At 39.4% G+C, this 24,299-nt stretch carries 24 protein-coding genes, 2 pseudogenes and 1 other annotated feature; of the genes and pseudogenes, 8 read left to right on the top strand and 18 right to left on the bottom strand.

Going from position 1 to position 24,299, the window contains the following annotated elements:
• Positions 1–106: 106 nt before the first annotated feature.
• The 4 genes and pseudogenes from QUF86_RS12105 to QUF86_RS12090 all read right to left on the bottom strand — a co-directional run bounded on the left by QUF86_RS12105 (position 107) and on the right by QUF86_RS12090 (position 4,372).
• On the bottom strand, positions 107–796 hold the full coding sequence (locus tag QUF86_RS12105) for a response regulator (RefSeq protein ID WP_289315195.1): 690 nt from the start codon (positions 794–796) through the stop codon (positions 107–109).
• Positions 790–2,385: an ATP-binding protein gene (locus QUF86_RS12100; RefSeq protein WP_289334481.1), complete on the bottom strand. Its 1,596-nt coding sequence runs from the start codon at positions 2,383–2,385 to the stop codon at positions 790–792. Before QUF86_RS12100 ends, QUF86_RS12105 begins: the two co-directional genes overlap by 7 nt.
• Positions 2,386–2,840: 455 nt before the next feature.
• Positions 2,841–3,213 (bottom strand): annotated as a pseudogene (locus QUF86_RS12095) (collagen-like protein).
• Positions 3,214–3,445: 232 nt separating this feature from the next.
• Entirely contained in the window at positions 3,446–4,372 is a 927-nt protein-coding gene (locus QUF86_RS12090; protein ID WP_483313915.1) for a DNA-3-methyladenine glycosylase 2, read from the bottom strand.
• Between the two features lie 210 nt (positions 4,373–4,582).
• On the opposite strand from QUF86_RS12090, the gene QUF86_RS12085 reads away from it, so the two are divergent.
• Together QUF86_RS12085 and QUF86_RS12080 are read left to right on the top strand one after the other, a co-directional pair.
• Complete coding sequence (locus QUF86_RS12085; protein WP_289334480.1) at positions 4,583–5,149, top strand: bifunctional transcriptional activator/DNA repair enzyme AdaA; 567 nt, start codon at positions 4,583–4,585, stop codon at positions 5,147–5,149.
• A gap of 20 nt (positions 5,150–5,169) precedes the next feature.
• On the top strand, positions 5,170–5,700 hold the full coding sequence (locus QUF86_RS12080; RefSeq protein ID WP_289334479.1) for a methylated-DNA--[protein]-cysteine S-methyltransferase: 531 nt from the start codon (positions 5,170–5,172) through the stop codon (positions 5,698–5,700).
• 83 nt (positions 5,701–5,783) lie between these two features.
• Here the strand turns inward: QUF86_RS12080 and QUF86_RS12075 are convergent, their stop codons facing one another.
• The 4 genes from QUF86_RS12075 to QUF86_RS12060 form a co-directional block, all read right to left on the bottom strand.
• On the bottom strand, positions 5,784–6,269 hold the full coding sequence (locus QUF86_RS12075; protein ID WP_483313914.1) for a DUF2690 domain-containing protein: 486 nt from the start codon (positions 6,267–6,269) through the stop codon (positions 5,784–5,786).
• 42 nt (positions 6,270–6,311) lie between these two features.
• Positions 6,312–6,773 carry a DUF2690 domain-containing protein gene (locus QUF86_RS12070; protein ID WP_289315191.1) on the bottom strand — a complete coding sequence of 154 codons (462 nt, stop codon included), beginning with the start codon at positions 6,771–6,773 and terminating at the stop codon, positions 6,312–6,314.
• 409 nt (positions 6,774–7,182) lie between these two features.
• On the bottom strand, positions 7,183–7,809 hold the full coding sequence (locus QUF86_RS12065; RefSeq protein ID WP_289334478.1) for an NUDIX hydrolase: 627 nt from the start codon (positions 7,807–7,809) through the stop codon (positions 7,183–7,185).
• Positions 7,810–7,864: 55 nt separating this feature from the next.
• On the bottom strand, positions 7,865–8,131 hold the full coding sequence (locus QUF86_RS12060; RefSeq protein ID WP_370016172.1) for a transporter suffix domain-containing protein: 267 nt from the start codon (positions 8,129–8,131) through the stop codon (positions 7,865–7,867).
• Positions 8,132–8,451: 320 nt separating this feature from the next.
• On the opposite strand from QUF86_RS12060, the gene QUF86_RS12055 reads away from it, so the two are divergent.
• The gene (locus QUF86_RS12055) at positions 8,452–9,132 is read left to right on the top strand and encodes a copper homeostasis protein CutC (RefSeq protein ID WP_289334477.1); all 681 of its coding nucleotides are present in this window, start codon (positions 8,452–8,454) and stop codon (positions 9,130–9,132) included.
• Positions 9,133–9,162: 30 nt separating this feature from the next.
• On the opposite strand, the gene QUF86_RS28600 is transcribed toward QUF86_RS12055, so the two are convergent.
• Together QUF86_RS28600 and QUF86_RS12050 are read right to left on the bottom strand one after the other, a co-directional pair.
• A complete protein-coding gene (locus tag QUF86_RS28600) occupies positions 9,163–9,588 on the bottom strand; it encodes a UPF0715 family protein (RefSeq protein WP_353957657.1) in 426 nt (141 codons plus the stop codon).
• A gap of 223 nt (positions 9,589–9,811) precedes the next feature.
• A complete protein-coding gene (locus QUF86_RS12050) occupies positions 9,812–10,549 on the bottom strand; it encodes a MerR family transcriptional regulator (protein ID WP_289334476.1) in 738 nt (245 codons plus the stop codon).
• A 169-nt stretch (positions 10,550–10,718) separates the two neighbouring features.
• Here QUF86_RS12050 and QUF86_RS12045 point away from each other — a divergent pair, with 169 nt between their 5' ends.
• Positions 10,719–11,426, top strand: coding sequence for a hypothetical protein (locus tag QUF86_RS12045; RefSeq protein ID WP_289334475.1), 708 nt, complete (start codon positions 10,719–10,721; stop codon positions 11,424–11,426).
• A 49-nt stretch (positions 11,427–11,475) separates the two neighbouring features.
• Here the strand turns inward: QUF86_RS12045 and QUF86_RS12040 are convergent, their stop codons facing one another.
• Both QUF86_RS12040 and QUF86_RS12035 read right to left on the bottom strand, forming a co-directional pair.
• The gene (locus QUF86_RS12040; protein ID WP_289334474.1) at positions 11,476–12,339 is read right to left on the bottom strand and encodes a pentapeptide repeat-containing protein; all 864 of its coding nucleotides are present in this window, start codon (positions 12,337–12,339) and stop codon (positions 11,476–11,478) included.
• Between the two features lie 187 nt (positions 12,340–12,526).
• Complete coding sequence (locus QUF86_RS12035; RefSeq protein ID WP_289334473.1) at positions 12,527–13,036, bottom strand: GNAT family N-acetyltransferase; 510 nt, start codon at positions 13,034–13,036, stop codon at positions 12,527–12,529.
• A 301-nt stretch (positions 13,037–13,337) separates the two neighbouring features.
• Between QUF86_RS12035 and QUF86_RS12030 the strand changes: the two genes are divergently transcribed.
• Positions 13,338–14,726 (top strand): L-cystine transporter, encoded by a 1,389-nt coding sequence (locus tag QUF86_RS12030; protein ID WP_289315184.1) that lies wholly within the window; start codon positions 13,338–13,340, stop codon positions 14,724–14,726.
• Positions 14,727–14,808: 82 nt separating this feature from the next.
• Here the strand turns inward: QUF86_RS12030 and QUF86_RS12025 are convergent, their stop codons facing one another.
• The 5 genes from QUF86_RS12025 to QUF86_RS12005 form a co-directional block, all read right to left on the bottom strand.
• Entirely contained in the window at positions 14,809–15,564 is a 756-nt protein-coding gene (locus QUF86_RS12025) for an HAAS domain-containing protein (RefSeq protein WP_289334472.1), read from the bottom strand.
• 2 nt (positions 15,565–15,566) lie between these two features.
• Complete coding sequence (locus QUF86_RS12020; RefSeq protein ID WP_214770658.1) at positions 15,567–15,896, bottom strand: PadR family transcriptional regulator; 330 nt, start codon at positions 15,894–15,896, stop codon at positions 15,567–15,569.
• 304 nt (positions 15,897–16,200) lie between these two features.
• Positions 16,201–17,406, bottom strand: a complete 1,206-nt coding sequence (locus tag QUF86_RS12015; RefSeq protein WP_289334471.1) for a hypothetical protein — start codon at positions 17,404–17,406, stop codon at positions 16,201–16,203.
• A gap of 166 nt (positions 17,407–17,572) precedes the next feature.
• Positions 17,573–18,229: a phosphatase PAP2 family protein gene (locus QUF86_RS12010; RefSeq protein WP_289315182.1), complete on the bottom strand. Its 657-nt coding sequence runs from the start codon at positions 18,227–18,229 to the stop codon at positions 17,573–17,575.
• 243 nt (positions 18,230–18,472) lie between these two features.
• The gene (locus QUF86_RS12005) at positions 18,473–19,822 is read right to left on the bottom strand and encodes an amino acid permease (RefSeq protein WP_289315181.1); all 1,350 of its coding nucleotides are present in this window, start codon (positions 19,820–19,822) and stop codon (positions 18,473–18,475) included.
• A 59-nt stretch (positions 19,823–19,881) separates the two neighbouring features.
• Positions 19,882–20,117, bottom strand: a binding site (T-box leader).
• Positions 20,118–20,318: 201 nt separating this feature from the next.
• On the opposite strand from QUF86_RS12005, the pseudogene QUF86_RS12000 reads away from it, so the two are divergent.
• Both QUF86_RS12000 and QUF86_RS11995 read left to right on the top strand, forming a co-directional pair.
• Positions 20,319–20,577, top strand: a pseudogene (locus QUF86_RS12000) (DoxX family protein); the annotation flags it as partial.
• Between the two features lie 294 nt (positions 20,578–20,871).
• On the top strand, positions 20,872–22,329 hold the full coding sequence (locus QUF86_RS11995; protein WP_289334470.1) for a CehA/McbA family metallohydrolase domain-containing protein: 1,458 nt from the start codon (positions 20,872–20,874) through the stop codon (positions 22,327–22,329).
• Between the two features lie 324 nt (positions 22,330–22,653).
• On the opposite strand, the gene QUF86_RS11990 is transcribed toward QUF86_RS11995, so the two are convergent.
• On the bottom strand, positions 22,654–22,920 hold the full coding sequence (locus tag QUF86_RS11990) for a hypothetical protein (protein WP_289334469.1): 267 nt from the start codon (positions 22,918–22,920) through the stop codon (positions 22,654–22,656).
• Between the two features lie 180 nt (positions 22,921–23,100).
• Between QUF86_RS11990 and QUF86_RS11985 the strand changes: the two genes are divergently transcribed.
• Positions 23,101–24,264, top strand: coding sequence for an MFS transporter (locus tag QUF86_RS11985; RefSeq protein WP_289334468.1), 1,164 nt, complete (start codon positions 23,101–23,103; stop codon positions 24,262–24,264).
• Positions 24,265–24,299: the final 35 nt, after the last annotated feature.

Below are 24,299 nucleotides of genomic sequence, written 5' to 3'. Positions count from 1 at the left end.
TAAAACATCGTTTTTTTGACATATATTGCTTTTTTTGAAATCTTTCAAACCATGCATGCATAAAAAAAACACCTCCATAATGAAGGTGTTTCAATTAATATAATCTCTATTGAATTTTATAATATCTTCGCTCGGGTCTTCCCACTACCCCATATACGACTTCCGCTTTACATTTCTTTACGGATATCAAGTATTCCAGATAGCGTCTCGCGGTTGTCCTGGAAGCGCCGATCTGTCCGCTCACTTGCTCAGCCGACAAACCGATATCGCTTGCTTCGAGTACCTCGATCACTTTCGCCAAAGTGATTTCGTCGACGCCTTTCGGTAAGGCGGGCCCATCGTTCGTTTCCGAAACGGCAGATCCCTTTTTCAAAATGAGATCAACAAAATCCTGGTCTATTTCTTGTTTGGATTTCATCAGATGCGCTTTCTTGAGATACTCTTCGATAACTTGGTTGAAGCGCTTCATTTCCACTGGTTTGATTAAATAATTCTCTACACCGTAGTGAAGCGCCTTTTCAAGTTGTTCTTTATCCGTTGCAGCGGTAATCATGATGATATCCACATTCGGGAATTTTTGCCGTATGTCCGGAAGGAGGTCTGTACCAAGCTGATCTGGCATATACACATCAAGCAAAAGCAGATCAGGGCTTTTTTGTTCCAAAATCCGAAGCGTCTTTTTGGCATTGACAGCTTTTCCGACCACTTCTATTTCATCAAAGTTTTTCAAGAATTTTTCATGGATATCCGCTACACGAAAATCATCTTCTGCGATGACTGCTCTTATCTTCAGCATTCTTTCCCTCCTCTCTGTTCTTTGGGAAGATACACGGTGAATATGGTGTTTCCACCCTCACTTTGAACTTCGATGATGCCGCCCAGCTCTTTTACGACACGATCAGCATTCGAAAGTCCATACCCACTCGGATTTCCTTTGTTTTTCAAAGTGAAACCCCGATCGAAAATATGGGCGATCGCATCCTCAGGTATTCCTTTTCCGTTATCACTCACTTCAAATACCATATCATTTCCGATATCGGTGGCGAAAAATTTCACAAGGGGCTCTTCCATGCCTGAAACCGCTTCAAGTGCATTATCGATAATATTGCCTAGAATCAATGTCAGCTGCGACAATTTTATATGATCCGGAAGTTTCTCTAGGTAACTTTGTGCGTCAATTTCAAAGAATATCTTCTTTTCCGATGCTTTCCCTATCTTACCAAGTAACAGGGCTTGTACCTTTGTATCCTTTATCTGTTCGAACACGACACGGTTCAGGGAATGCAATTCGGACGTTTCGCTTTGGATCATATCTATCGCTTCATCATATTCCCCTAATTGTATCAATCCGGATAAGACATATAGTTTATTGGTAAATTCATGGGTTTGTGACCTTAAATCCTCTGAGTGCATCTTCACTTCCGATAATGTGTTGACCATTTCCTCAATTTCCGTTCGATCACGGAACGAAGCGACAACACCGCTTACGCCTTCACTATCGAAGATTGGCGTACAATTAACAATAACGGATTTATCTTTCCATGAAATCTCCTTATCTATTTGCGGTTTACCGGACTTCAACACTTCGAATAAATATTTCGAAGGAAATAGGCCATCAACGTTCAAATGGCGAACGGACTCTTTTATATCGAGCAATTTTTTCGCCGGCTGATTCATCGAGGTAATCAACCCATTTTGGTCAATGGCCAATATCCCTTCTTTCACCGATTGAAGCACTGCATTTTTTTCTTTATATAAATTGGCGATTTCAAAAGGTTCCAGCCCCAATGTATCTTTACGTATGCTCCTTGCCAGCATATAACTGCCAATGATCGATATCATGATGGCCACTAAAGAAACAATCATCTCTCTGGACAAATCCTTGAAAATTTGGGCGCGGACATCGTCCACTAAAAAACCGACCGAGACGATTCCAATAATTTTTCCATCCTCATTGAAAACCGGTGACTTTCCCCGAATGGAAAGACCAAGTGATCCAGCGGCTTCGGAAACATAATATTCACCATCCCGAATGGCCCTGCTATTATCTCCTCCTTCCATCCGCTTTCCAATTTCGGAAGCCAGAGGATGGGAATAGCGAATGCCCTCTTTATTCCCTACAACGATGAACTCAGCCCCTGTTTCCACGCGGATCTTTTCGACAATCGGCTGGATTGTGGCAGCGGGATCTTCCTTTTCAAAGGCCTCTGTAACTGTAGGCATGAAGCTAATCGTCTTTGAGAGTTCCAAAGCCAATTGACCTTTATCCTTCGCTATTTGCCTTCCTTCCATATAGGAAAAAGTAGTCGTCAATAAAAGGATCAAAAACAGGCTCAACGATAGGACCAACCCGAGAATCTTGGTTTCCAGTGATACTTTCCTCATATTCAACAGCATCCTCTATTTTCATTTTCATTCACTAAATTTTATAGGAGCATAATGATTTTACCATTTCTATTAAATATTGAACATTGTTGGCCGTTTATTTCGCCACAATCAAAAACGAAAGAGCACCTGCCTCCAAAACAAGGGATAGTTTAACAAAAAGGGAGGGGAAAATGAATTTCTTGAATCCTTTTCAAATAGTCTATATGACCCTCATCACCCTTTCGCTTATTTACGATTTTTTTCCAAACCTTTTCTATCTGGGATCGTTTCACCTGAGGTGCTGATCGGATTAGTTCTCAGTCTCCTATTAGACAAAACAATCATCGTGCGAAGTTCAAGGAGCAATTGCTTTGCACCTTGTATCTCCTTTCCCTAGTGGGATTGTTGACCGTCTAACTTCGAAAAAAACATAAAATGCTCAAAGGAGACCGACATCTCCTTTGAGCATTTTTTCAAAAACAACTAAATGAATTGATTTGTCTTGTATCGACACCAAAAATTGTCCAGAACCTGGCATTCCATCTAAAGCCGGCAACAGAACGCGGACCGACGAATATGGGGTAATACCAGAATCTCGCACCATTGTTTAGCCAGATAAAAGTATTCCTGAACAGACAAAACGAAATGGCCCCTGGATCTACAGCAAATGTTGAAGCCGATTTGTTGAGGGATAAACGCTGGTGGTGGGGCTGCTGGTGCTTGAGAATACGGCGATGGTCCAGGTTGACCTGGAAATTGAGGAAAACCTGGAATGCCCGGTAGACCAGGAAACCTGTCGTTCAAGAAAAACTTGATCTTCATAATAATACGTTGGGTCATATACATGGTCATGCACCTCTATATGATTGAATGTAATATGACTTAAGGTGTTTGGGCTGTTGACATCGAAGGGGATTTGCAATTCATCTTCGAAAATAGAGAATATCGACGAAATCTACAGTTTTATCTCCGAAAATTGGAATATATCAACGAAATCTACAGTTTTATCTCCGAAAATAGAAATATATCAACGAAACTTACAGTTACCTTTTGAATCCGTTCCAAAGAATAATTCAAGTCAATATAACAATCTCCATAAATAGAAGGTCGCATATGATTCCCAACCGGCCCACGCTTCCGATAGTTTCAGGATTTCCGCTTTCGTTGGTTTTGCTTCCGTTTCCATGACCAGTTTCATGGAATTATGCAGCCCGACGTCATCGATTGGAAAAGCTGCTGGAAAACGTAGACACCTCATCAGTACATAATTGGCAGTCCACGGACCTATTCCACGTATTTTGGTCAGCATTTTTTCAGCAACTTTTACATCCTTTGCATTCAACAGCTTTTCTTTTGTAAGTTCACCGCGTACCATTAATTGTGCCACGTCAATTAAATATTCGCATTTCTTTACGGTCATTCTCATTTCCACAAAATCTTCTACCGTTAAATTCGCAATCACATCAGGCGTCGGGAACAGCCAAAATCGTTTCCCTTCATATTCAACGGATGTCCCGAATTTCTCTACCAATCTCCGTTTCAAGGTATAAGCATAAGTCAAATTTATCTGCTGTCCAAGTATTCCCCAGGCAATGGCTTCAAATAAATCCGGAATGCCCATATTTCTTAAACCGAAGAATTGGTTTACCGGCTTTTGCAGTAATGGGTCATTTTGGGCAAGCTCATAAAAAGGAAGCAGATTCGTTTCAAGATCGAACCAATGACGAATATATTGGGAAACAGTATCTTTTACATGTTTTTTCACCGGTGCAGTTCGTCCTAGAAATCGAACGGTCAGCTCCGTTTCATTCATTGAACTGATTTCGACTAAAAGTGTCTCGCTATCGACAACAAGAGCACGATAAATCTTTTGATCAACAATTTCGAACATGCATTCATTGGAGGATCTTGATAAGTATTTAAGATTTTCCGAAAAACTAAACTCTTTTGGTGCACGAATTCTCAATTTAGTCATGCCTTCATCATTTGATAATGTCTCTTTCATTCTGCTCCTCCTTTAGCTTTATTCTAATGAAAAAATGAGTACGTTATCTTGCTCTTTCTTTTAAGCTTAGCAATGTTCCGGAAATTTCATCCAACTCCCTTATTTTAACAGAATAGCTCTAAAATGATTAATTACGTTATCTTGCTTTTATATTATCAAAATGTTTGTATATCAACCCTTTCTTGTATACTAAAAAGAGAGGTGAATGTGATGAATCCGAAAAAGGCCGATATCCCAAATGATTATTGGAAAGCCATTATGGATTGTGATGCCGCATATGATGATCAATTTTTATACGGAGTAAAAACGACCGGCATCTTTTGCAGGCCTTCCTGTAAATCCAGGGTGCCGAATAAGGAAAACGTGAAGATTTTCAAAAATGCCAAGATGGCTTTGGAAGATGATTTCCGGCCTTGTAAACGATGTAAACCCGAAGGACTGAACTTGCCGACAGAAGAATGGGTTGAACAAATAGCCGAATGGATCGACACCCATTACAGCGAACCCCTCACATTGAATAGATTGGCGGATATTTCCCACGGCAGCCCCTATCATTTGCAAAGATCATTTAAGCGTGTGAAGGGGATATCGCCCACAGAATACATTCAACGGCTTCGCCTTGAAAAAGCAACGAGGCTCCTTGAAAACTCCGAACAGTCGATAAATGAAATAGGCTTGGCTGCCGGTTTCTCAAGCACACCATATTTCATAACGCTATTCAAAAGGAAAATGGGGAATACACCTTCAGGATATCGGAAAGCTTATCACCAAAACTAAAGCCAAGGAGCGTGAGCCAGATGAAGAATGTTAAACAACAAACCATTGACTGGGCCATATTACATTATGATACGTGGCAATTATATATCGCAAAGACGGAAAAAGGACTGTGCTATGTAGGCTCTCCGGGTCAATCGCATGAAGAACTGAAGTCTTGGATACAAAAACGCTTTCCAATGGCGAGCCTTGTTGAAAATGAAAAAGCACTAACACCCTATCTAAAAGAACTCCAAGAATATTTCGAAGGGAGCAGGCAGACTTTCTCTATTCCCGCAGATGTAACAGGTACTCCCTTTCAACAAGAAATTTGGGCAGCATTGAATCAAATACCTTATGGAAAAACCTGTTCCTATTCCGATATTGCCCAAATCATCCAAAGACCCGCAGCTGTTCGGGCGGTCGGAACGGCCATTGGTGCCAATCCTGTTCTGATCACGGTGCCATGTCATCGGGTAATCGGAAAAAACGGGGCCATTACCGGTTACCGGGGAGGTACGGAGATGAAACAATATCTACTTCAATTGGAAGCACAACATGGTGGGGATGAATGAGGGGTGAGTTCAATCTGACCGAAAAAAAAAGCATCCGGTCATGCGGATGCTTGCAAACTGCTTTTGACGTTCCCCAAGTTTTTCTAGTACCAAATGGTCACCGCTTTTTTATATGCATCACTATTAGGGATCGCATGTATCCCTTGCGCCTGTGCTTTGCGCGGGTCCAAATCATATACCATTGGTGTGTAGCACGCGGTCTGCCCGATATTCACAACACCATTTCCCCCGGAACTGGCGCAAGTATAGGCTTTACCATCAGTACTTCGGACGATCCTGGCATCCGCTTCATGGTTGTATACGGCGGGGCGTGTTACGGTCACTTTTGCCCAGGCGGTTTTACAGACAGTGCTGAATTTCAATTCTACGTACGAATTGGAATCGATCCATTTTTTATCCTTCGTCACCGCCGAACTTGCACATTTATTATAGTAGGGACTTTTTCCATCATAGGTGTGTGTTTCTGCCAGTGCCTGATCATTACCAAATCCAAAATCAACAATGAACATCGACAGTGTCATCACTATCGATAAACCTATCATTTTAAGCTTTTTATTCAAATCATTCATCCTTTCGTTGCATAAAAGTAGATGAAGGCTTTTCCTTTTTCATTAATACCAGTCGGTTTCACCTGCTGTATATGGCCAAAACGCGACCGCTTTTGCTTTTCGCGGATCTAAATCATATACCATTGGTGTATAGCATGTCGTTTGACCTTTATTTATTTCACCATTTCCTCCAGGAGATGCACAGCTAAATTGTTTATTATCAGTATTTCGGACAACCAATGCTGTTGCCTCCCCATCAGCTTTAGCCGGTCTGCTTAGAGTGATCTTTGCCCAAGCCGTTTTGCAAGTTGTGCTGAATTTCAACTCTAAATTGGCAGACGCACCGTTGGCATAAATTTTCACGGCCTTCTTCGTGACTGCGCTATTCGCACAACTATTATAGTAAGGACTTTTTCCATCATAGATGTGTGTTTCTGCTGATGCTTTGCTGGTAAATGAATCAAGGGAGCCAAAAAGGACTAAAAAAGCTACAAGAAATGAAATGCATAAAACCATTTTTTTCATTGTTTCACTCATCCCCTTAACAAAATTTATACACTGTTCATCTTACATTTTTGTAATATTCTTACAAGTGATAAATTCCCTAGATTATGAAAAACTACGGAAACCTCCTTTAACTTGCATCACGCTAGCACCCTTACAGTCTGGTACGTCTCGCTTTATCATTTAAATAACCGCATGGACAAAGTCATTATCCCTATGAGAAATTCAGGGAAATGAGAGATGAACTAAGGACATATGCGTATCACGTTGGGACAATACGAGCCAATAGGCTACCGTTGACCAGGAATGGTCACAGGTCGATATACTTAATGTTTTTAACGGGATTCGATTTAGAAAAGAGAAAAACCCCAACAAAACAAGAATCGTTTCGTTGGGGAATATTTTATCATTTAGCGGCGCCAGCACCTGGCTACATCGATAAGTTTTGCCTAATCAATCTGATGATGCTTTCATAATAGGAAATCTCATGCGGCACGAACTCATCCTGCCCGACAAATCGATCGATCATCATCCTGCGGCCTTCTTGATTCATTTCAAATCCCTTAATGTTCACTTTTTCCTTCGCATCGGTCCAAAGCCCTTCAAAGTCATTCAGTACAACCTTCACCATCCCGGAAACCTCTTCTGGCTGCAAGGTGAAATCATCGAAGCTATGTGCACTTTCATATAGAAAGACGTTAGCTAGTTCTTTATCGATGAAATCTTCTTTCGCTTGATGGGATTCGATAATCCCTAACGGAACCAATTCGTTAAAGGAAATTTCAATGCCTATTTCTTCTTTTATTTCCCTTACTCCGTCATATACCGTTTCATGAGCCAGTAAATGACCGGCAGCCGTAATATCCAATAGATTCGGATAATCTTTTTTCAGCGCACAGCGATGTTGAAGATATAGGTAATCCACCCCGGCTTCCCTACTAACGAACCAACACTGGAAAACCTCATGCCAATGTCCCATTCTATGTACTTCCTCACGCGTAGCCACGCCGATTTGAATGCGATTGGAATCGAATATCTTCAACATCTCAGTTTCCATGGAGCTTCACTCCTAGCGCTTTTTTATAAAAAACTGCTTAACTGGCTGCGTTTCTTCACCCTTTTTCTTTTCTCCAATTTTTCGGGTTTAAATAACCTTTATATTTAGCAGCCACTTCTTTCCCAACCAAAAGTGCACCTGCCCAGAACATGACTTCCGCAAAGACGATCGCACCTGTTATGACCCCCGCTTTAACCGCAGTCGAAAAAGGCGTAAAAGGTGCTATTACAGGAATGATCCAAGTGAGAAGGGAAATGATCAGGCAACCCATCCCTACTTTGTAAAACCTCGATTTCGTTACTTCCTTACTTTTTTTATCCAATTAAATAACCTCCGTCATGATGATATTCATTTGATTATTCTGCAAAACTTTCGACTTTCTAATCTACCATCTTGAATATATTCTTTTTTTATACGTTTGAATGTTGATTTCGTTTCATAAATATGAGAAATAAAGAAATCCAGTTGAGGAAAGTTTGGGAAAACCGAAGCAGTTATTTAATAAGGTATCCGGTTATAATAACGGTGAGTGAAAAAACTCATTGTATTCATTAATGGATTGACTTTACTATTCTTAATGGATTTAATAATCTTATACATACTATTCTTTATAACACTTGCATGCAGGGAAAGGAAAATCCAATGTATATTGAATTCATTGCCACAACCATAGAAGATGCACTTTTAATCGAAAAATCGGGAGCAGACCGAATCGAGCTTGTCAGTGCTTTAGCCGAGGGGGGATTAACTCCAAGCCACGCCCTGATAGAAGCTGTCGTCAGCTCAGTAAAGATACCAGTCAACGTGATGGTAAGGCCTCATAGCCAGTCATTTTGTTATACTGAAAATGATTTGGGAATTATGAAAAAGGATATCCAAATCATTCGATCACTGGGAGCGAACGGGGTCGTATTGGGTGCATTAAATGAAAAAAATGAAATCAATCGACCATACCTCGAAGAGCTATTGACAGAATGTGAAGGTTTGGAGATTACGTTCCACCGAGCCATCGATGATACGTACGACCCAGTCCGTTCAGCTGAAATGCTAGCCCAATATCCAGAAATCACAACGATTTTGACCTCTGGTGGACACGGGGATTTCCCCAGCCGCATGAAAACCATTCAACAAATGCAAAGAGCCTGCGGCGACATAGCGATATTGGTGGGAAGCGGCTTAAACAAGGATAATATCCTTTCCATCGATTCCGAACTGCATACCGGTTACTATCATTTCGGTACGGCTGTTCGAAAAAATAACAGTATCATTGAAGACGTTCAATTAGAAAAAGCTAGTGAAATCGTAAACATGCTGAAGAAATAATGTCGGAAGGGACCGCTACTTTGGTCCCTTTTATGATGCAGATCTCTTTCTCTGTAAAAAGACTGAGTCCCAAAACCAAAAAATCAGGGCCGCGGATAAACTCATTACATAGTAAACCTTTGTAGTTAAAACTTCCATGCTGAAATCAAAGTTTAACACCGAACTATAAAGGAATACAGCCACCAAAGAGAAAAAAACATAAAGGCATAAATAAACTAAATTGAATTTATTAGGATACTTATTGAAAAGGACCTGTACCGGAACAGCAAAAAATAAATAAGGGATAACCACATAAAAAGAAAACACGATAATGCCAGGCAGCCCCCAATTAGAACCCTCGCTAAAAATTACCAACACCGTAGAAAGCGATAGACAGGAAGAGACTAGACTAAAAAAATAATAAGGAATCACATCGCTAAGCTCCGATACCTTTACACTCAATTTCCAAGTTTCCATTTAAACCAGCACCTCGCTATAATGCAGACGGACAGCGCAGCCTACAATAATATTATGGTAATTTTTACATAATCATTATACTATATAACGCGGAGATGTTTTAATTTGGAGCGAAACAACGTGCCATTCGCTCCTGATTTTCAGCACAAAAAGAAGGTTGCCGCAGCAACCTCCCATCATGAAATTCCTTCAATCTTGGGCACCCAAGATTGATGAACAATAATCAATTTTTGTTAGAATCGGCAAAGTGACCCATCGCATCACACATGAATTTTGCTAAACCATCACCATATTGGTCGATATTTTTGGTGAAGCGTTGATCATCCACATACATTTGACCCAATCCTTTGAAAGCATCCAATGAGTATGTTCCAAAGTTATTGTTCAAACAGTCATACCATTCTTTAATCGCTTCTTGTGCCTCCTCCGACTCGGGCGAGGCATTTCGCATTGACGCAAGTTTTATATAGATTTCCGATACAACTTTTTGTGCATCTTTGGACATGCCCGCCACTTTAGCTTTCGACTCATCGACAGCTTTATCCCCCCAAAGCTTGCGAGCTTCTTCTTCATATGGATTCTGGCTGAAGTCAAACCCTTCAAATTTTTCTTTATTCGTCATTTGAATTTCCCCTTTCATATGCTTAATCGATTTATCGACCGTGTTAATTAATTTATCAAGTTGATTGCGTTTCTCCAGTAACATTTTTTGATGTTGCCTTAACGCTTCTTGTTTATCAAACGAAGAGCTGCTTACCATTTGTTTGATTTCCTTTAATGGCATGCCGAGTTCCCTAAAAAACAGGATTTGCTGCAACATCTCAAGATTATCATTCGAATAAAGGCGATAACCGGAATCGGTTGTTTCCTCTGGCGATAATAACCCGATTTCATCATAATAATGCAGTGTCCGCACACTAATGCCAACTAAATCGGCCAGTTCTTTCACTTTCATTGCCACTGCCCTTTACCTCCTTTCGATATCATTTACTGTAAGGTATTACGCAACGTGAGAGTCAAATGGAAAACTGAAATTTTCCCGCCCAATTTTAAAAGACGATCCTTCCTTATGAAGAATCGCATGTTAGTATTAAAATTCCCTTTTACTCCTGAGTTTGGAGCTTTTACTCGTGAGTTTCGGCATTTTACTCGTGAGTTTGGAGCTATTACTCGTGAATTGGGCTTTACTCGTGTGTTTGGAGCTTTTACTCGTGAATTTGGAGCTTTTACTCGTGAGTTTTAGCCTTTCACTCGTGAATTTGGAGCTTTTACTCGTGAATTGGGCTTTACTCGTGTGTTTGGAGCTTTTACTCGTGAATTTGGAGCTTTTACTCGTGAGTTTCGGCCTTTTCCTCGTGAATTTTAGCCTTTTACTCGTGAATTTGGAGCTTTTACTCGTGAATTGGGCTTTACTCGTGAGTTTGATGCTTTTACTCGTGAGTTTTAGCCTTTTACTCGTGAATTTGGAGCTTTTACTCGTGAGTTTCGGCCTTTTACTCGTGAGTTTGATGCTTTTACTCGTGAATTTGGAGCTTTTACTCGTGAGTTTGATGCTTTTACTCGTGTGTTTGGAGCCTTTACTCGTGAATCGGGCTTTACTCGTGAGTTTCGGCCTTTTACTCGTGAGTTTCAGCCTTTTACTCGTGAGTTTGGAGCTTTTACTCGTGAATCGGGCTTTACTCGTGAGTTTGATGCTTTTACTCGTGAGTTTCGGCCTTTTACTCGTGAATTTGGAGCTTTTACTCGTGAGTTTGATGCTTTTACTCGTGAGTTTCGGCCTTTTACTCGTGAATTTGGAGCTTTTACTCGTGAGTTTGATGCTTTTACTCGTGAATTAAACAATTTTCTTATCTATGAACTCTGCATAAAAGTTAGCTCCGGTCTTAGCTAGCCTTCTTTTCTCCAGTGATCGGGAATGCTTAAAGAAAGCGGCAATTTCGTTTTCATATCACCTTTAGCCGAGTTAACCTGTGCTTGTGTGATGAAGAAACTTCCGGTGAGGTCGGCACCGCGCAAATCAGCGTCCCTAAAGTCTGCACCGATAAGATCAGTCACTCTCATGTCAGCTTCTCTGAGGTCAGTTGCAATAAACAAGGCCCCTCTTAAGTTCGCTCCTCTAAGGTCTGCACCTCTCAACTTTGCACCGATAAGGTCACTACCCCTGCCTATTTTGTTCTGTTTCTTTCGAGTTCCATTTTTCTTAATTGAAACTTTTGCACGTACCAGTTCACTTGTGCGCAGAAGTAACTCATTAACGGTCGCTCTATGGGCTGGTACATTTAGATTCATGATAGCTTCTGGGCTTTGCTGAGTGAGATATTCCGTGTCCTCAAAAGCGGCCTGCAAATCTCGATGAAGAGGTTTCGCATCTTCTAAATTCAGCGCTTCATATAAGTAGCAAAGCATTTCATGAAGTTGTTGCATAATAGGAAATACCTCGAACATTTCCTTTGCTGACGCTGGGTTATCTCTCCAATCGTTTCCTTCATAAGTGAGTTGAGATACCTTCTGACCTGCACCGAAGCATTCATATACCGTACAGCCTCGATATCCTTTTGCTCTGAGATTTTCATGGATGCCGCAACGATAATCCGATTGCAGGTTTGAACATGGTGTACCTCCATCTTTATCCAATGCAAAATCAGCAGATTTTGCATAAGGCAAAGCTACACAGCACAAACCAAAACAATTCTCACAGTCTGCACGTAATTGATTAAGAATACTATCGTTATTCGTTAATTGATTAAACATACTTACACTTCCTTCTATAAAACCAATCGTTTCATACTAGTAGATTTTTTGTTTTCTACCATTTTATCAAAAATCCCAGCAATGCCGGGAAAATATCTCGGGAATATGTCTTCATTGCTACAACTCCCAAGATCCCTTACAATCGTCACTCCTGCCCTTTCCCTATTATTAATAGAAGAAAATGGATTTATAAGTTCTTACTATAATGGTAGAATGTTAGCCTTTGACCCGTATCCGAACTAATTTCCTCATTAATCGAAATCCGTTCAAAACCGTTTTTCACCAAAACCTTTTGGGAGGCAATATTGTCGGTTGTCGTTTTGGCATGTATTTGAGTCACATTCAATTCCGGCGCCAGATTAACCAAAAGCTTTAAAGCTTCGTTTGCAATCCCCTTTTGCGTAAACGCTTCACCGATTCTATAACCGACATGAGCCGTACCATTGATGGGATCAATATCCACAAGATTAATCCTGCCGATGATTGTTCCTGAGCCTTCCTTAATCAAATAAAAAGAAGAGATAGCATCTTCTTGTTCTTTTAATAATTCCTTATGCCTGACTCCAAACGTTCCAAAGCTATAATAATCATCTCCCCGGGCTGGGAGCGTTTGCTCGAAAAACGTTCTATTATGGCATTCAAATGCAAATAACTCTTTTGCATCCTGTTCATTAAGCCTCTCAATATATATATCCATCATTCCTTCATCCTTTCAAAAAAAGCTAAGTATCTACGGCCTGCTATATCATTCAAGAAAAACAAGGGATTCTCCTTCCTGATAAAGATATATAATGGAAGATTTGTATTCTAAGCTTAAAGATTTGTATACCTCTTTTTTGTGACTTCTTATTCAGTCCATGAATATGGATACATACATGGATTACTTCAAAAGTCAAAAATAAATTATTTTCTTCTGGTAAAAAATCAACGGATGATGTATCATAGTCATCAGATATTCATTATTCTCATTTGGTTAATCGGAATTAGGAGGAATATATATGATTGGTTATGTGTTTTTAAATCTTGCCATAATGCTCGTTCTTTTAGGCGTTTTATTTTACATGAATAAGAAGCATGTTTCCTTTACAAAAAGGGTCTTTACTGGACTTGGTTTAGGGATTGCATTCGGACTTCTTTTGCAGTTTTTCTATGAACCTCAATCAGAAGCGATCGTTAAATCGGTCGATTGGTTTAACATTGTAGGTTCAGGCTATGTCAAGTTCCTGCAAATGATCGTTATGCCGCTTGTCTTCATTTCGATCTTATCCGCATTTACAAGATTGAAACTAACCAGCAATATCGGAAAGATCAGTATCCTGATCATCGGAATCCTGCTTGGAACGACTGCGATTGCAGCAGCCGTCGGGATTACCTCGGCAACTGTGTTCAATTTGGAAGCCGTTCAAATTGACCAAGGGGATGCAGAGTTAAGCCGCGGGGATGAAATAACGGAAACTTACGGTACGATTCAGGATAAAACGATGCCGCAGCAAATCCTTGAATTGATTCCGTCCAATCCGTTCCTTGATTTAACGGGAGCACGACCGACATCAACCATTTCAGTTGTGATTTTTGCCGCATTTCTTGGGATTGCCTATTTAGGGGTCAAAAGGAAGCAGCCTGAACAAGCTGAATTTTTTGCTAAAATAGTAGATACATTGCACAGCATCACCATGCGCGTAGTCACATTGATCCTTCGTTTAACACCATACGGAATCTTGGCGATCATGACGAAGACAGTAGCTACGAGTGATTTGGATGCCATCCTGAAATTGGGGAAATTCGTCGGTGCCTCTTATGTCGCCCTGATTGTCATGTTCCTCATCCATTTGTTATTGCTGACGATTTCAGGATTGAATCCAATGGTATATTTGAGAAAAGCTTTCCCGGTATTATCGTTTGCCTTCACTTCGAGAACAAGTGCAGGAGCACTTCCATTGAACATCCAAACGCAGAAACAACTAGGGGTGTCCGAAGGAATTGCCAACTTTGCCGGATCCTTCGGCTTATCGATCGGTCAAAATGGCTGTGCCGGCATCTATCCGGCCATGTTAGCGGTCATGATCGCTCCAACGGTGGGAATCGACCCACTATCGCCTTCCTTTATAGCCATGTTGATTGCCGTCGTGGCCATTAGCTCTTTCGGGGTTGCAGGTGTAGGTGGAGGAGCAACATTCGCTGCCATTCTAGTATTATCTGCAATGAACTTGCCAATCGCTTTGGCCGGTATATTGATTTCCGTCGAGCCATTGATCGATATGGGAAGAACGGCTGTCAATGTCAGCGGCAGCATGACTTCCGGTATTCTGACAAGTAAAATAACGGGTGACCTGGATAAAGAACAATTCAGCGAAGAATCATCTTTGAAAATTGAAGCTGAAATGTAAAATAAAAAAGCATCGGACTTCCTGCCTTATGGGAAGTTTGATGCTTTTTTATTTGCTTGTAAATTGGAACTATATAATCACTTCAATCACTTTTGGTTTTCTTGATGGTATATCCACAATAAAGAAGGATACCCAGCATCGTTATGATACTGCTCAATATCAAATTTACGTTCCCTTGATAATTGGTCAATAAAAGTTTTGGTACAAAAAGCAATATTGGAATGATGATGGAAACCCAGCTTTTACTCCATATGGATATGAGGATGAATATAGAAATGGCTAGTATTACAGCAACAATAGTACCAGTGTTTTCAAGCTTTATAAAAGTTGTGCTATGAATTCCACTAAAAATAATTATACCTGCAAACAATGCTATCGAAATCATGCCTAGGGCAAATAGGAGTACACCTTGCTTTAACATGGATAATTTATGCCTCGCCATATACCTGAAAGATATCATATAAACTAATATTGAAAGGATTCCAGCCATAGGATAACCGATGATCTCCAAAAACGAAAATTCAATTCCACCACTTAAAGCCTTATCAATAATCAAATAGGAAAATGCCCCAAATAAAATTATCAATATATATTTAAACCATCCCTTAAAATCAACTGACATTTCATCAGAAAGAAGTTTCATGTATTCTTTTGGACTTCTGCCTATGATATGTTCTACACTTTTTTCATCACACTCCGCTTCAAAAAGATGGACCTCTAACTCTTCAATGATATCCTCAATTGCATCTTTTTTCTTCCCACTCGAAAAAAGATATAATCTGAGGTTTTCCAAAAAGGTTTGACTCTCCTTGGATAACGTTTTGTTAACATCAAGCACCGCTACATTCCCCCTTTGTTTTTCACTATTTTATTTACATTTGAACTTAGCTTATCCCAGCGGTCAATGAAGACTTCCAGTTCGCTCTCGCCTTTTTCAGATAACGAGTAATACTTCCGGCTAGGTCCTGCTGTTGATTTCTTTAAAGTGGTATTGACTAATTTTTCTTTCTGCATGCGTATTAATAAGGGATAGATGGTACCTTCACTTAAAGAATCAAACCCATATTCCCCAAGCTTCTCGGCTAATTCGTACCCATAAACTTCCCCTTCTTTAATGATCGCTAACAGACAACCTTCCAAAATCCCTTTAAGCATTTGAGTTGATGACATGGATATTGAATCACTTCTTCCTTTGTCTTGTATAACAAGGTATTGGGCCCAAAAATATTTACCTTGCAAAGCAAGATATACTTTATTTTACATTTTATTACCTTGTATTGCAAGTCATTAATTCCTTATTATTCCTGTAGTGAGATTTATTCTTTTTTGCGTTTTAAAATTTTTGGCGATTTAACAAAAAGGGACACTCCCGAAAAGATTTCATATAAATAATGGACAGTAAAGTGATCTCCAAGCTCACTTTACTGTCCATTTTATAGTTAAACATGATAGTTTAATAAGTTGAGGATACATTTTAATCAATAAGTAAATGCAAGATATTTTCTTGTTTCTTATATCTTCCCTTTATTTCTCCAACATCATTAATTGTAATCGAATCAATGTTTTCAATGGGGGCATTCTCTAATATCAGGTGTAATTTATTTATGTTTTGAATTCCATTATCAACATGGGCAATAACAGGTTGTTGAATAAGAAAATCTTGATTGTTCATTCTTACTTTTATAAAGCTCTTATGTAAAAGTCTATCTTCTAATGGGATGATATTCATAGGGTCAAAGGATTTAGCAGTTATTTCCCCTTCAATATATAGATGAATACCTGCTTGTTCATTAAACTCTTCAAATGCTTTAAATCTCTTTTCCATAGCAAAATTAACGACTTCCTCTGTTTCAGAACTTATTTTAACATCAGCTATTGAATTTTCCATATAGTCACCGGACTGCTGCTTTAATAGGTCATATAATGTATCTTCTATATCAAAAAAACTTTCCATCCAACCTGGCGAAAGCTCTTCGAGTAACAAGCACATAAACAAGCCGGAACTATAACTACTCCTTCTTATATTAGAAGTAGATTCATATTTGTTTATTAAGTCCTGTCCATACTTTCTTAAAACTGAATCGTAATCAAGCGGGCTTTTTTCCGAGTAAGCCTTTAATTCCACATACAACGCAGGTCCCTCAATGGTTTCAATTAATTTTTCATATGTTAGGTACCCTCTAATCTTGGCTGTTCTTTTTTCTCTTAAGGCAATGAAAGTATTAAGATATTGTTTCTTCTTAATTATGTTATTTTCCAACAATGCATTATAAAGATTTGTTCTTTCCTGATTTCGTAATTCCACATTACCTTTTGACAACGGATATGTAATTCCCATCATTTCATCTGGAAACCGTTTTTCACTTTTTATATACTGATGTCCGTGAAATAATTCGTGAATCAGTATTGAATACAAACCTTCATATTCCTCATATGATTCCATATTGACAATCGCAGTGGGATATTCTTCATATATAATGATTGTATCTCCAGTAAACTGTACATCCCCTCTTAAAATATGAAATCTACCTTGTTGATTGCTACTAAATTTAGGATGATTGAATAGATAAACATTTCTCTTATCATATAATGCATAAGCAACAAGTTCAAAACCCGGCCAATACTTTTCCAATTTCTCTTTAACTAAGTCTTCAGCAATTCGATTAAGATAATGAGTCATTTTTTACCTCCCCTCCACTGTTTCAATTCGGTTAAAAAGATAATACCATATATAATTTAGCATAAATATCCAAATCCTTAATAGAAACACAAAATGCCACTGTAAAATATCAGCTCACGGGAGCGAATATCTTACAGTGGCATTTTTCATGTAATGTGGCCTGAGATCATTTTTTTATTTGCCTCGCTGGATAATGATTGGCCTGATAAGCCGAAAACGCTTGGTACATATACTGGATAGAAGCATACACCCCATATGCAAGGAGTATTCCGGCCAGCACATCCAATACAGCATGCTGTTTCGTAAATAGCGTGGAAAGGATAATCAGTGTTCCGAATGCAGTGACACTGGCATACTCCCATTTATGCTGTTCTTTCCGCTTATGGACGACGATCATCATGATGAATGTAGTCAGTACATGAATGCTCGGCAGACAGTTGACAGGTTGATCATGACTATAAACGAATCGCATTAAATGGGCAAAGATATCGTTCCCCACCACTTCTGGACGCGGGACTGTCGATTGCCATAGGCAATATACAAGAAAACAGAGAAGTTTCCCCGATATCAAGCTGCCTAATGCCACAAAATAGTGCTTACGGTCAACAAAACAGTAGTAAATCAGCAATCCATAAATATACGGATACCAAAGTAAATATGGAACGACAAATTCTTTAATAAAGGGAATCTCCCCATCTATTATAGTCGTAACATCGACAGCGTGACCTGAAGATTGATTGATTACCGAGTAGATGGAACTAGTAATCATTAAAAGTAATAAATAGCATAGCGGGTGAAAGGATAAGATAGGATTGTTTTTCATAGCTCGCTCCGGCTTTCAATATATTGGGTAATTTCCAAAGATTATTATACAACATTTTTCGCTAGATTGATTATTAATATGCTAAAGTTAATGATTCCCATGAACTAGTAAAATGGATATCTCTTACTTTTCCAGTTGTAGACCAAAAATAACTAAATTCCCATTCAGCTGCATGACATAAGGAAAGCCATGGTATGCATACCACGGCTTGAAACTGAAACTTTATTTATGCCCCGCTTACTGCTAGATCTTGTTAAGCCTTCTTTTCCATACATACGTCAAGGTAATGAAGATATAGATGCAAAGTGTAATGATCGTTACGATTATGGATGTCGTGAAAATGATTCCGATCAGGATCGTTATTAAAGCGATGATCGCAGCCCATGTCGTATACGGGAACCATTTAACTGCATAGCCACTTGTTTTTCCGGACTGTTGTTTACGTGATTTCAAATGGGCGAATGCAATGATCAACCAGATGAATAATACGGTATATCCCAGCGATCCCATTAGGAAATCAAAAGTCTTGCTTCCTGCAAACAAGGAAATCAGTACACCGCCGTATAAAGCGGACGTACACATTAATATTGCGTAAACAGGAACTTTCTTCTTGGATAAACGTGAAAAGATTTTCGGAATGCGACCGTCCACGGCTTGTGTATACAGTACGCGGGATGAACCATACAATCCAGAGTTCATCGATGAAATGATTGCCAGTAGAACGACGGCGTTCATAATATGGTCGGCACCTGGAATCCCTATCATTTGAAAGACCATCACAAACGGACTTTCCGGCACACCGTTTACTTCGTTCCAAGGAATCAAGCTAACGATGATGAAAAATGGAATGATATAGAAAGAAATGATCCTGACCAATGTACTGCGAACGGCTTTTGGAACAACTTTTTCAGGATTTTTCGTTTCAGCCAATGTGACCCCGATGATTTCCGTACCGCCATATGAATAGATTACCACCAGCATCGCCGTGATTAAACCTGTCGATCCATTCGGAAAGAAACCGCCATGCTCAGTCAAGTTAGAGAAACCGACCGCTGTATGATCACCAAAAGTCACGAGCAGTAACAATAATCCAGCCATGATAAACACAATGATGACGGTAATTTTAATTAATGCAAGCCAGTACTCCGTTTCAGCAAAAACCTTTACCGACAGCAAGTTAACCGCAGTAACTAACACCGAAACAGCTAATGCCAGAATCCAGATCGGATATCCAGGCAGCCAATATTGAATGAAAATCGCCGCAACCACTGATTCGGCCGTGATGTTCAATACCCACATTTTCCAATAGATCCAATCCAGGAAATAGGCAGGATACTTTCCTAAAATCGATTGGACCAAATCCCTGAATGTTCGTGCACCGCTATTGCGGACCGCCATCTCAGCTAAACCTTGCATGATGAATAATAGGATGATGCCTCCTATCAAATAAGCAACGATTACTGATGGTCCTGCCATATCAATGGCTGAACTGCTTCCTTTAAATAAACCTGCGCCGATGGCACCGCCCAATGCCATCATCGTAATATGCCTTGAAGTCATTGTCCTCTGTAAATTCCGTTTTTCAGTTTCCATATCCTAACCTCCCAAAAATCAAAAAAAGCATATCGTCTCTTCCTTCATAATCAAATGAAGAAAGAGACGATATGCCTTAAGCTTACCGCGGTACCACTCTTATTGGCTCTTTTCGAACCCTGCTCTAAAAACCTTGTAACGAAGGTCAATCGTTAAAACAAAAGAGTAGATTACATCTAATCTTCCGCTTTACCACTCCCAGGCAAGTTCAAAGAATCATTGGACTGCGTTGCACCAACCCGCAGCTCTCTTTACCGAATAATATGCTTTTACTACTCCTGATCATTGCGTTTCAAAAATTAAATCTGAATATTTTTAATAATATCCAATACTATACGGACTCGAAGTAAATTTGTCAATAATTTTCTTAGGATAATATTTTTAAAGAAACAAATCATCGGAAATCATGATTGGAAAGCTTTTTGAAACAGTAAAATACTATTTAAAATAAAGGCACTTTGTGGCTTTATTTTGGCGCTAACGCACCTGTTACGCCGTACCCTTTCAGGTAGAACATTGGCAGCATTATCAATACCCATTGTGGTTCCTGTCTGTTACCGGGTTTCTCGAAATTGTTGGGGCATTTGGGATGTTCGGTGGGATTTGGTATCGCTGGTTGGCTGTTGGATCAGGATTATTGAGCTATTCATGCACACATTTTCCGAGCTCATCAATCGCTTGCAATGATCATCCCTGCATCGCTCTGCTTAATTGTCTCTATCATCATTATTTGGGAGTTGAAAGTGCGCTTCTAATACCAAGACATTGACCATCTATTATTGTTTACCGCTAATCATATACTTACTTTAAATTAATTTTTTTATAAAAATAATAATCTATTAAATAACTAAGAGCATGTTTTGATCAACTTGTTTCAAAACATGCTCTTTCTATTCTCCACAATAGAGCAAACTAAGAAGCTTCTTCTAAAGGAGGGCATTGGAGGACCTCGAATTTTATAAAATATTTACATTAAATTAATTTTTTAATAACAAACAATCAATATAATTTAAAAGATTCTAAATTACTAGCAAAGGGAGCTATATTCTATGAAATTCTTTCAGAGGAAAAAGTCTATTCCTGTAGCAGCAACATTGGCAGCCGGTTTTCTTATATCTGCAACAGGATTTATATTGACTGATACAGAAGCGGAAAGTTCAGAAAAAAAAGATAAAAGCACATGGCTTGCTGGAGACCATCATATTCATACGGAATGGAGCTTTAAATACGATTATACTCAAAATCCAATCACCGCTATCAAAGGTGGAGATGCAGTTTATCCGATCGAGAAACAGGCAGAAATGGCTAAAAAGTTTGGTCTTGATTGGATCGTAACCACAGATCATGGTGGACCAAATCATTCAGCGGATAACTTGGTGGGCGCTTATCCAGACGTTCTAAAATCCCGTGAAAAACATCCTGATTTATTACACTTTTACGGGCTGGAATTTAATCCGGCCGGGGCAGACCATGTATCTTTAATTATGCCAAAAAATGCAAATGAATCCGATAGTTTATATCGAATTGAAAAAGAATTTGGCCGAGGAGAAATTCCTGGAAATCCAGAGGATAATAATGAGGCTAAGATGGATCGGGCTGTCCAATACATGGCATCTCTTCCTAAGAAAGATCAACCTTTAGTGTTTGCTAACCATCCAGCGCGCGATCATTCAGATATTGGGGTTTATGATGGAAAAACATCTCCTGCAGAGTTAAGAAGATGGAATGAAGCAGCACCATCAATTTTTACAGGAATGGAAGGCGCACCAGGACACCAGGCTGATTTCTATAGTGAAGAAAAACGGGGAAGAGGAATTTATGAAAAAGCTCCGACGCTTGGCGGTTACGATCAAATGTCTGCTACATTAGGCGGATTCTGGGATGCAATGTTGGGTGAGGGAAGAAAATATTGGATTACTGGTACATCTGATATGCATGAACATTTTTCTGATGGTGGACGAGAATTTTGGCCTGGCGAATATACAAAGACTTATGTAAAAGCAGAAAAAGACTATAATGATGTTATGGAATCTATGCGTAATGGAAGGATGTTTGTCACAACGGGTGATTTAATCAGCGAATTAGATGTGACAGTAAACACAAAGAAAAAAACGGCTGAAATTGGTGAAGAAATCGTTATTTCGAAGCATAATCGAAACAACTTAAAAGTTGAGATTACGTTCCGTGATCCAAACAGCAAAAATGCAAATAAGGAAAATCCAAAAGTAAACCGTGTTGACTTAATTATGGGTGAGATTACAGGAGAGAGTAAAGATGACAAGAATCCTACAACAAAAGTAATCAAAAGATTTAACGAAAAAGAATTCAAACGTCATGGTGAATATATTACCGTATCTTATAAACTAGACGATATCAATCCAAATAGTTACATTCGCGTACGGGGAACAAATACTCACGAGTTAGAGCCGAAAATGGATCCAAAAGATGAAAATCCATGGTCAGATCTCTGGTTTTATTCAAACCCAATCTTTATTAAGGTTAAATAATATTAACAGCGGTTCTGGTGCAAAAACTTCAATAATAGCAATTAATCTCTAAATCTTGGACATACTGATACTTTAATCTTGGCTCTGTTAAATTTTAATGTTGATTTTTAGTGAAAGATAAAGGGACATCTTTTGTCCCTTTATCTTTTTCTATGAAAGTCCGTAATGTTCTAAAAGTTCCTTATCTAAAGTCTTCCATAAAAATAGCCAACCAACATCACTTTCATTTTTAGGCTCTATATTCAGTCCTCTTGCAACAATTAATGACCTTTTATTTGGGTATTCTCTTTGCTCAGATAATGTTTGCCTAATCAAATCAAACTATTAAAACCCTATCCCTAACCATGATGCAGCCACCATCAACACCCCAACGACAACCACCACAACCGGTCCTACAATAATTAAGCCGAATAGCAAAGAGACTACTGCATCCATGAAGATTCGAAGGGGTCCTGCTTTTTCCTTTTTATTCGCTTGCTCCGTTAATAGGTTTTCAAGATGACCGACTTTTTGCTTCAATTCCTGCAACTCAACTCTTGAACCACTTTTGTGTTTTGATCCATTATTTACACCACTCCTTGCATTTAACAATAAGTGTTAATTCTATCATTTACATCCATTTTAAAAAAGTGAAATTCCACCTCGAAACCAACTCTACCATTTTATTTCCATCCATTAATATTAAAACTATTTTCTCAAATTCTGTCATCAATGTTACAATAACAAGGTTAATCAACCAATCTATAGAACACGTGAGGTATCATACTTTTTATGAAAGCATTACGATTATTAAAAAGTTTTAACTTTTTATATTTTGGACTGCTTGCCATTTTCATTCCGTTTCTCCCAGTTTATCTGGCTGATCAAGGTTTGCGTCCAGCCCAAATCGGATTCATCATCGGTACAGGAGGTTTTGTCACCCTCATCACCCAGCCTTTATGGGGAATGATCAGCGACAAAACGAGGACTATACGAAAAGTCCTGTTGTTACTCATCTTTTTCTCGAGCGTAATCGGTTATTTTCTCTATGACTCAAGCAGTTATATTCAGCTCATCCTGTTTGCCATGCTGCTATATTTCTTTCTGATGCCGATCGATCCCCTGACGGAAAGCCTCAACTTCACGATTGCAGAGAAATCCGGGATCAGTTACGGTTCCATCCGGACATATGGTGCTTTGGGTTATGCGGTCATTTCACTGATCACCGGCTATGTTATGTCATATTTCGGAGCTAACAGCCTGGCCTTCCTTTTTGCCGGCATAGGTTTGATCAGCTTCATCGTCAGCTGGATGATGCCTGATGCACCCGTTTCGGGGAAACCTGTCACTTTAAGCAGTCTTAAGCACTTTTTCAGCAATAAAGAGACACTTCTCTTTCTGTTATTGGTGTTTATTTGTGCTGTTCCAGCAAGGATGAACGATACTTTCCTCGGAGTGTATATCCGGGAACTTGGAGGAAGTGCCAAGCTTGTAGGCTTGACCTGGTTCTTAGCGGCAGGAAGTGAAATCGTTGTATTCGCCCTAAGCTTCTGGTGGCTGCGCAAGGGTAAGGAAATCATCATCATTTCGTTTGCAGCAGCGTTTTTCTTTATCCGTTATTTCGTCTCTGCGTGGATAACCGATCCACAGCTATTAGCTTATTTGCAGGTCATGCAGCTATTGACGTTCCCCATTTTCTACTCGGCCGCCATCCAATATCTGTATCGGATCGTTCCGGTGGAATGGCGTGCTACAGGCCAGACGGTACTGGCGCTGCTATTCTTCGGGGTTTCGGGAATCATTGCTTCTTATATAGGCGGAGCCATATATGGGGCTTTCGGAGGCAAGACCCTTTACCTGTTCATCTCCTCCATCTCCTTCATAGGAATGATATTTGCTTTGGTTCTTTATCGGATATATGGCAAGAGGCTCGATACTGCAGAAGAAGCTGTATAATCCAAAAAACGGTATAAAAAAGAGCATGTTTTGAT

The organism is Peribacillus sp. NJ11, from assembly GCF_030348405.1.
In the GTDB taxonomy this organism is placed as follows: domain Bacteria; phylum Bacillota; class Bacilli; order Bacillales; family DSM-1321; genus Peribacillus.
The sequence above is the reverse complement of the archived record's forward strand: the minus strand, read 5'-3'. Positions and strand labels throughout refer to the sequence as shown.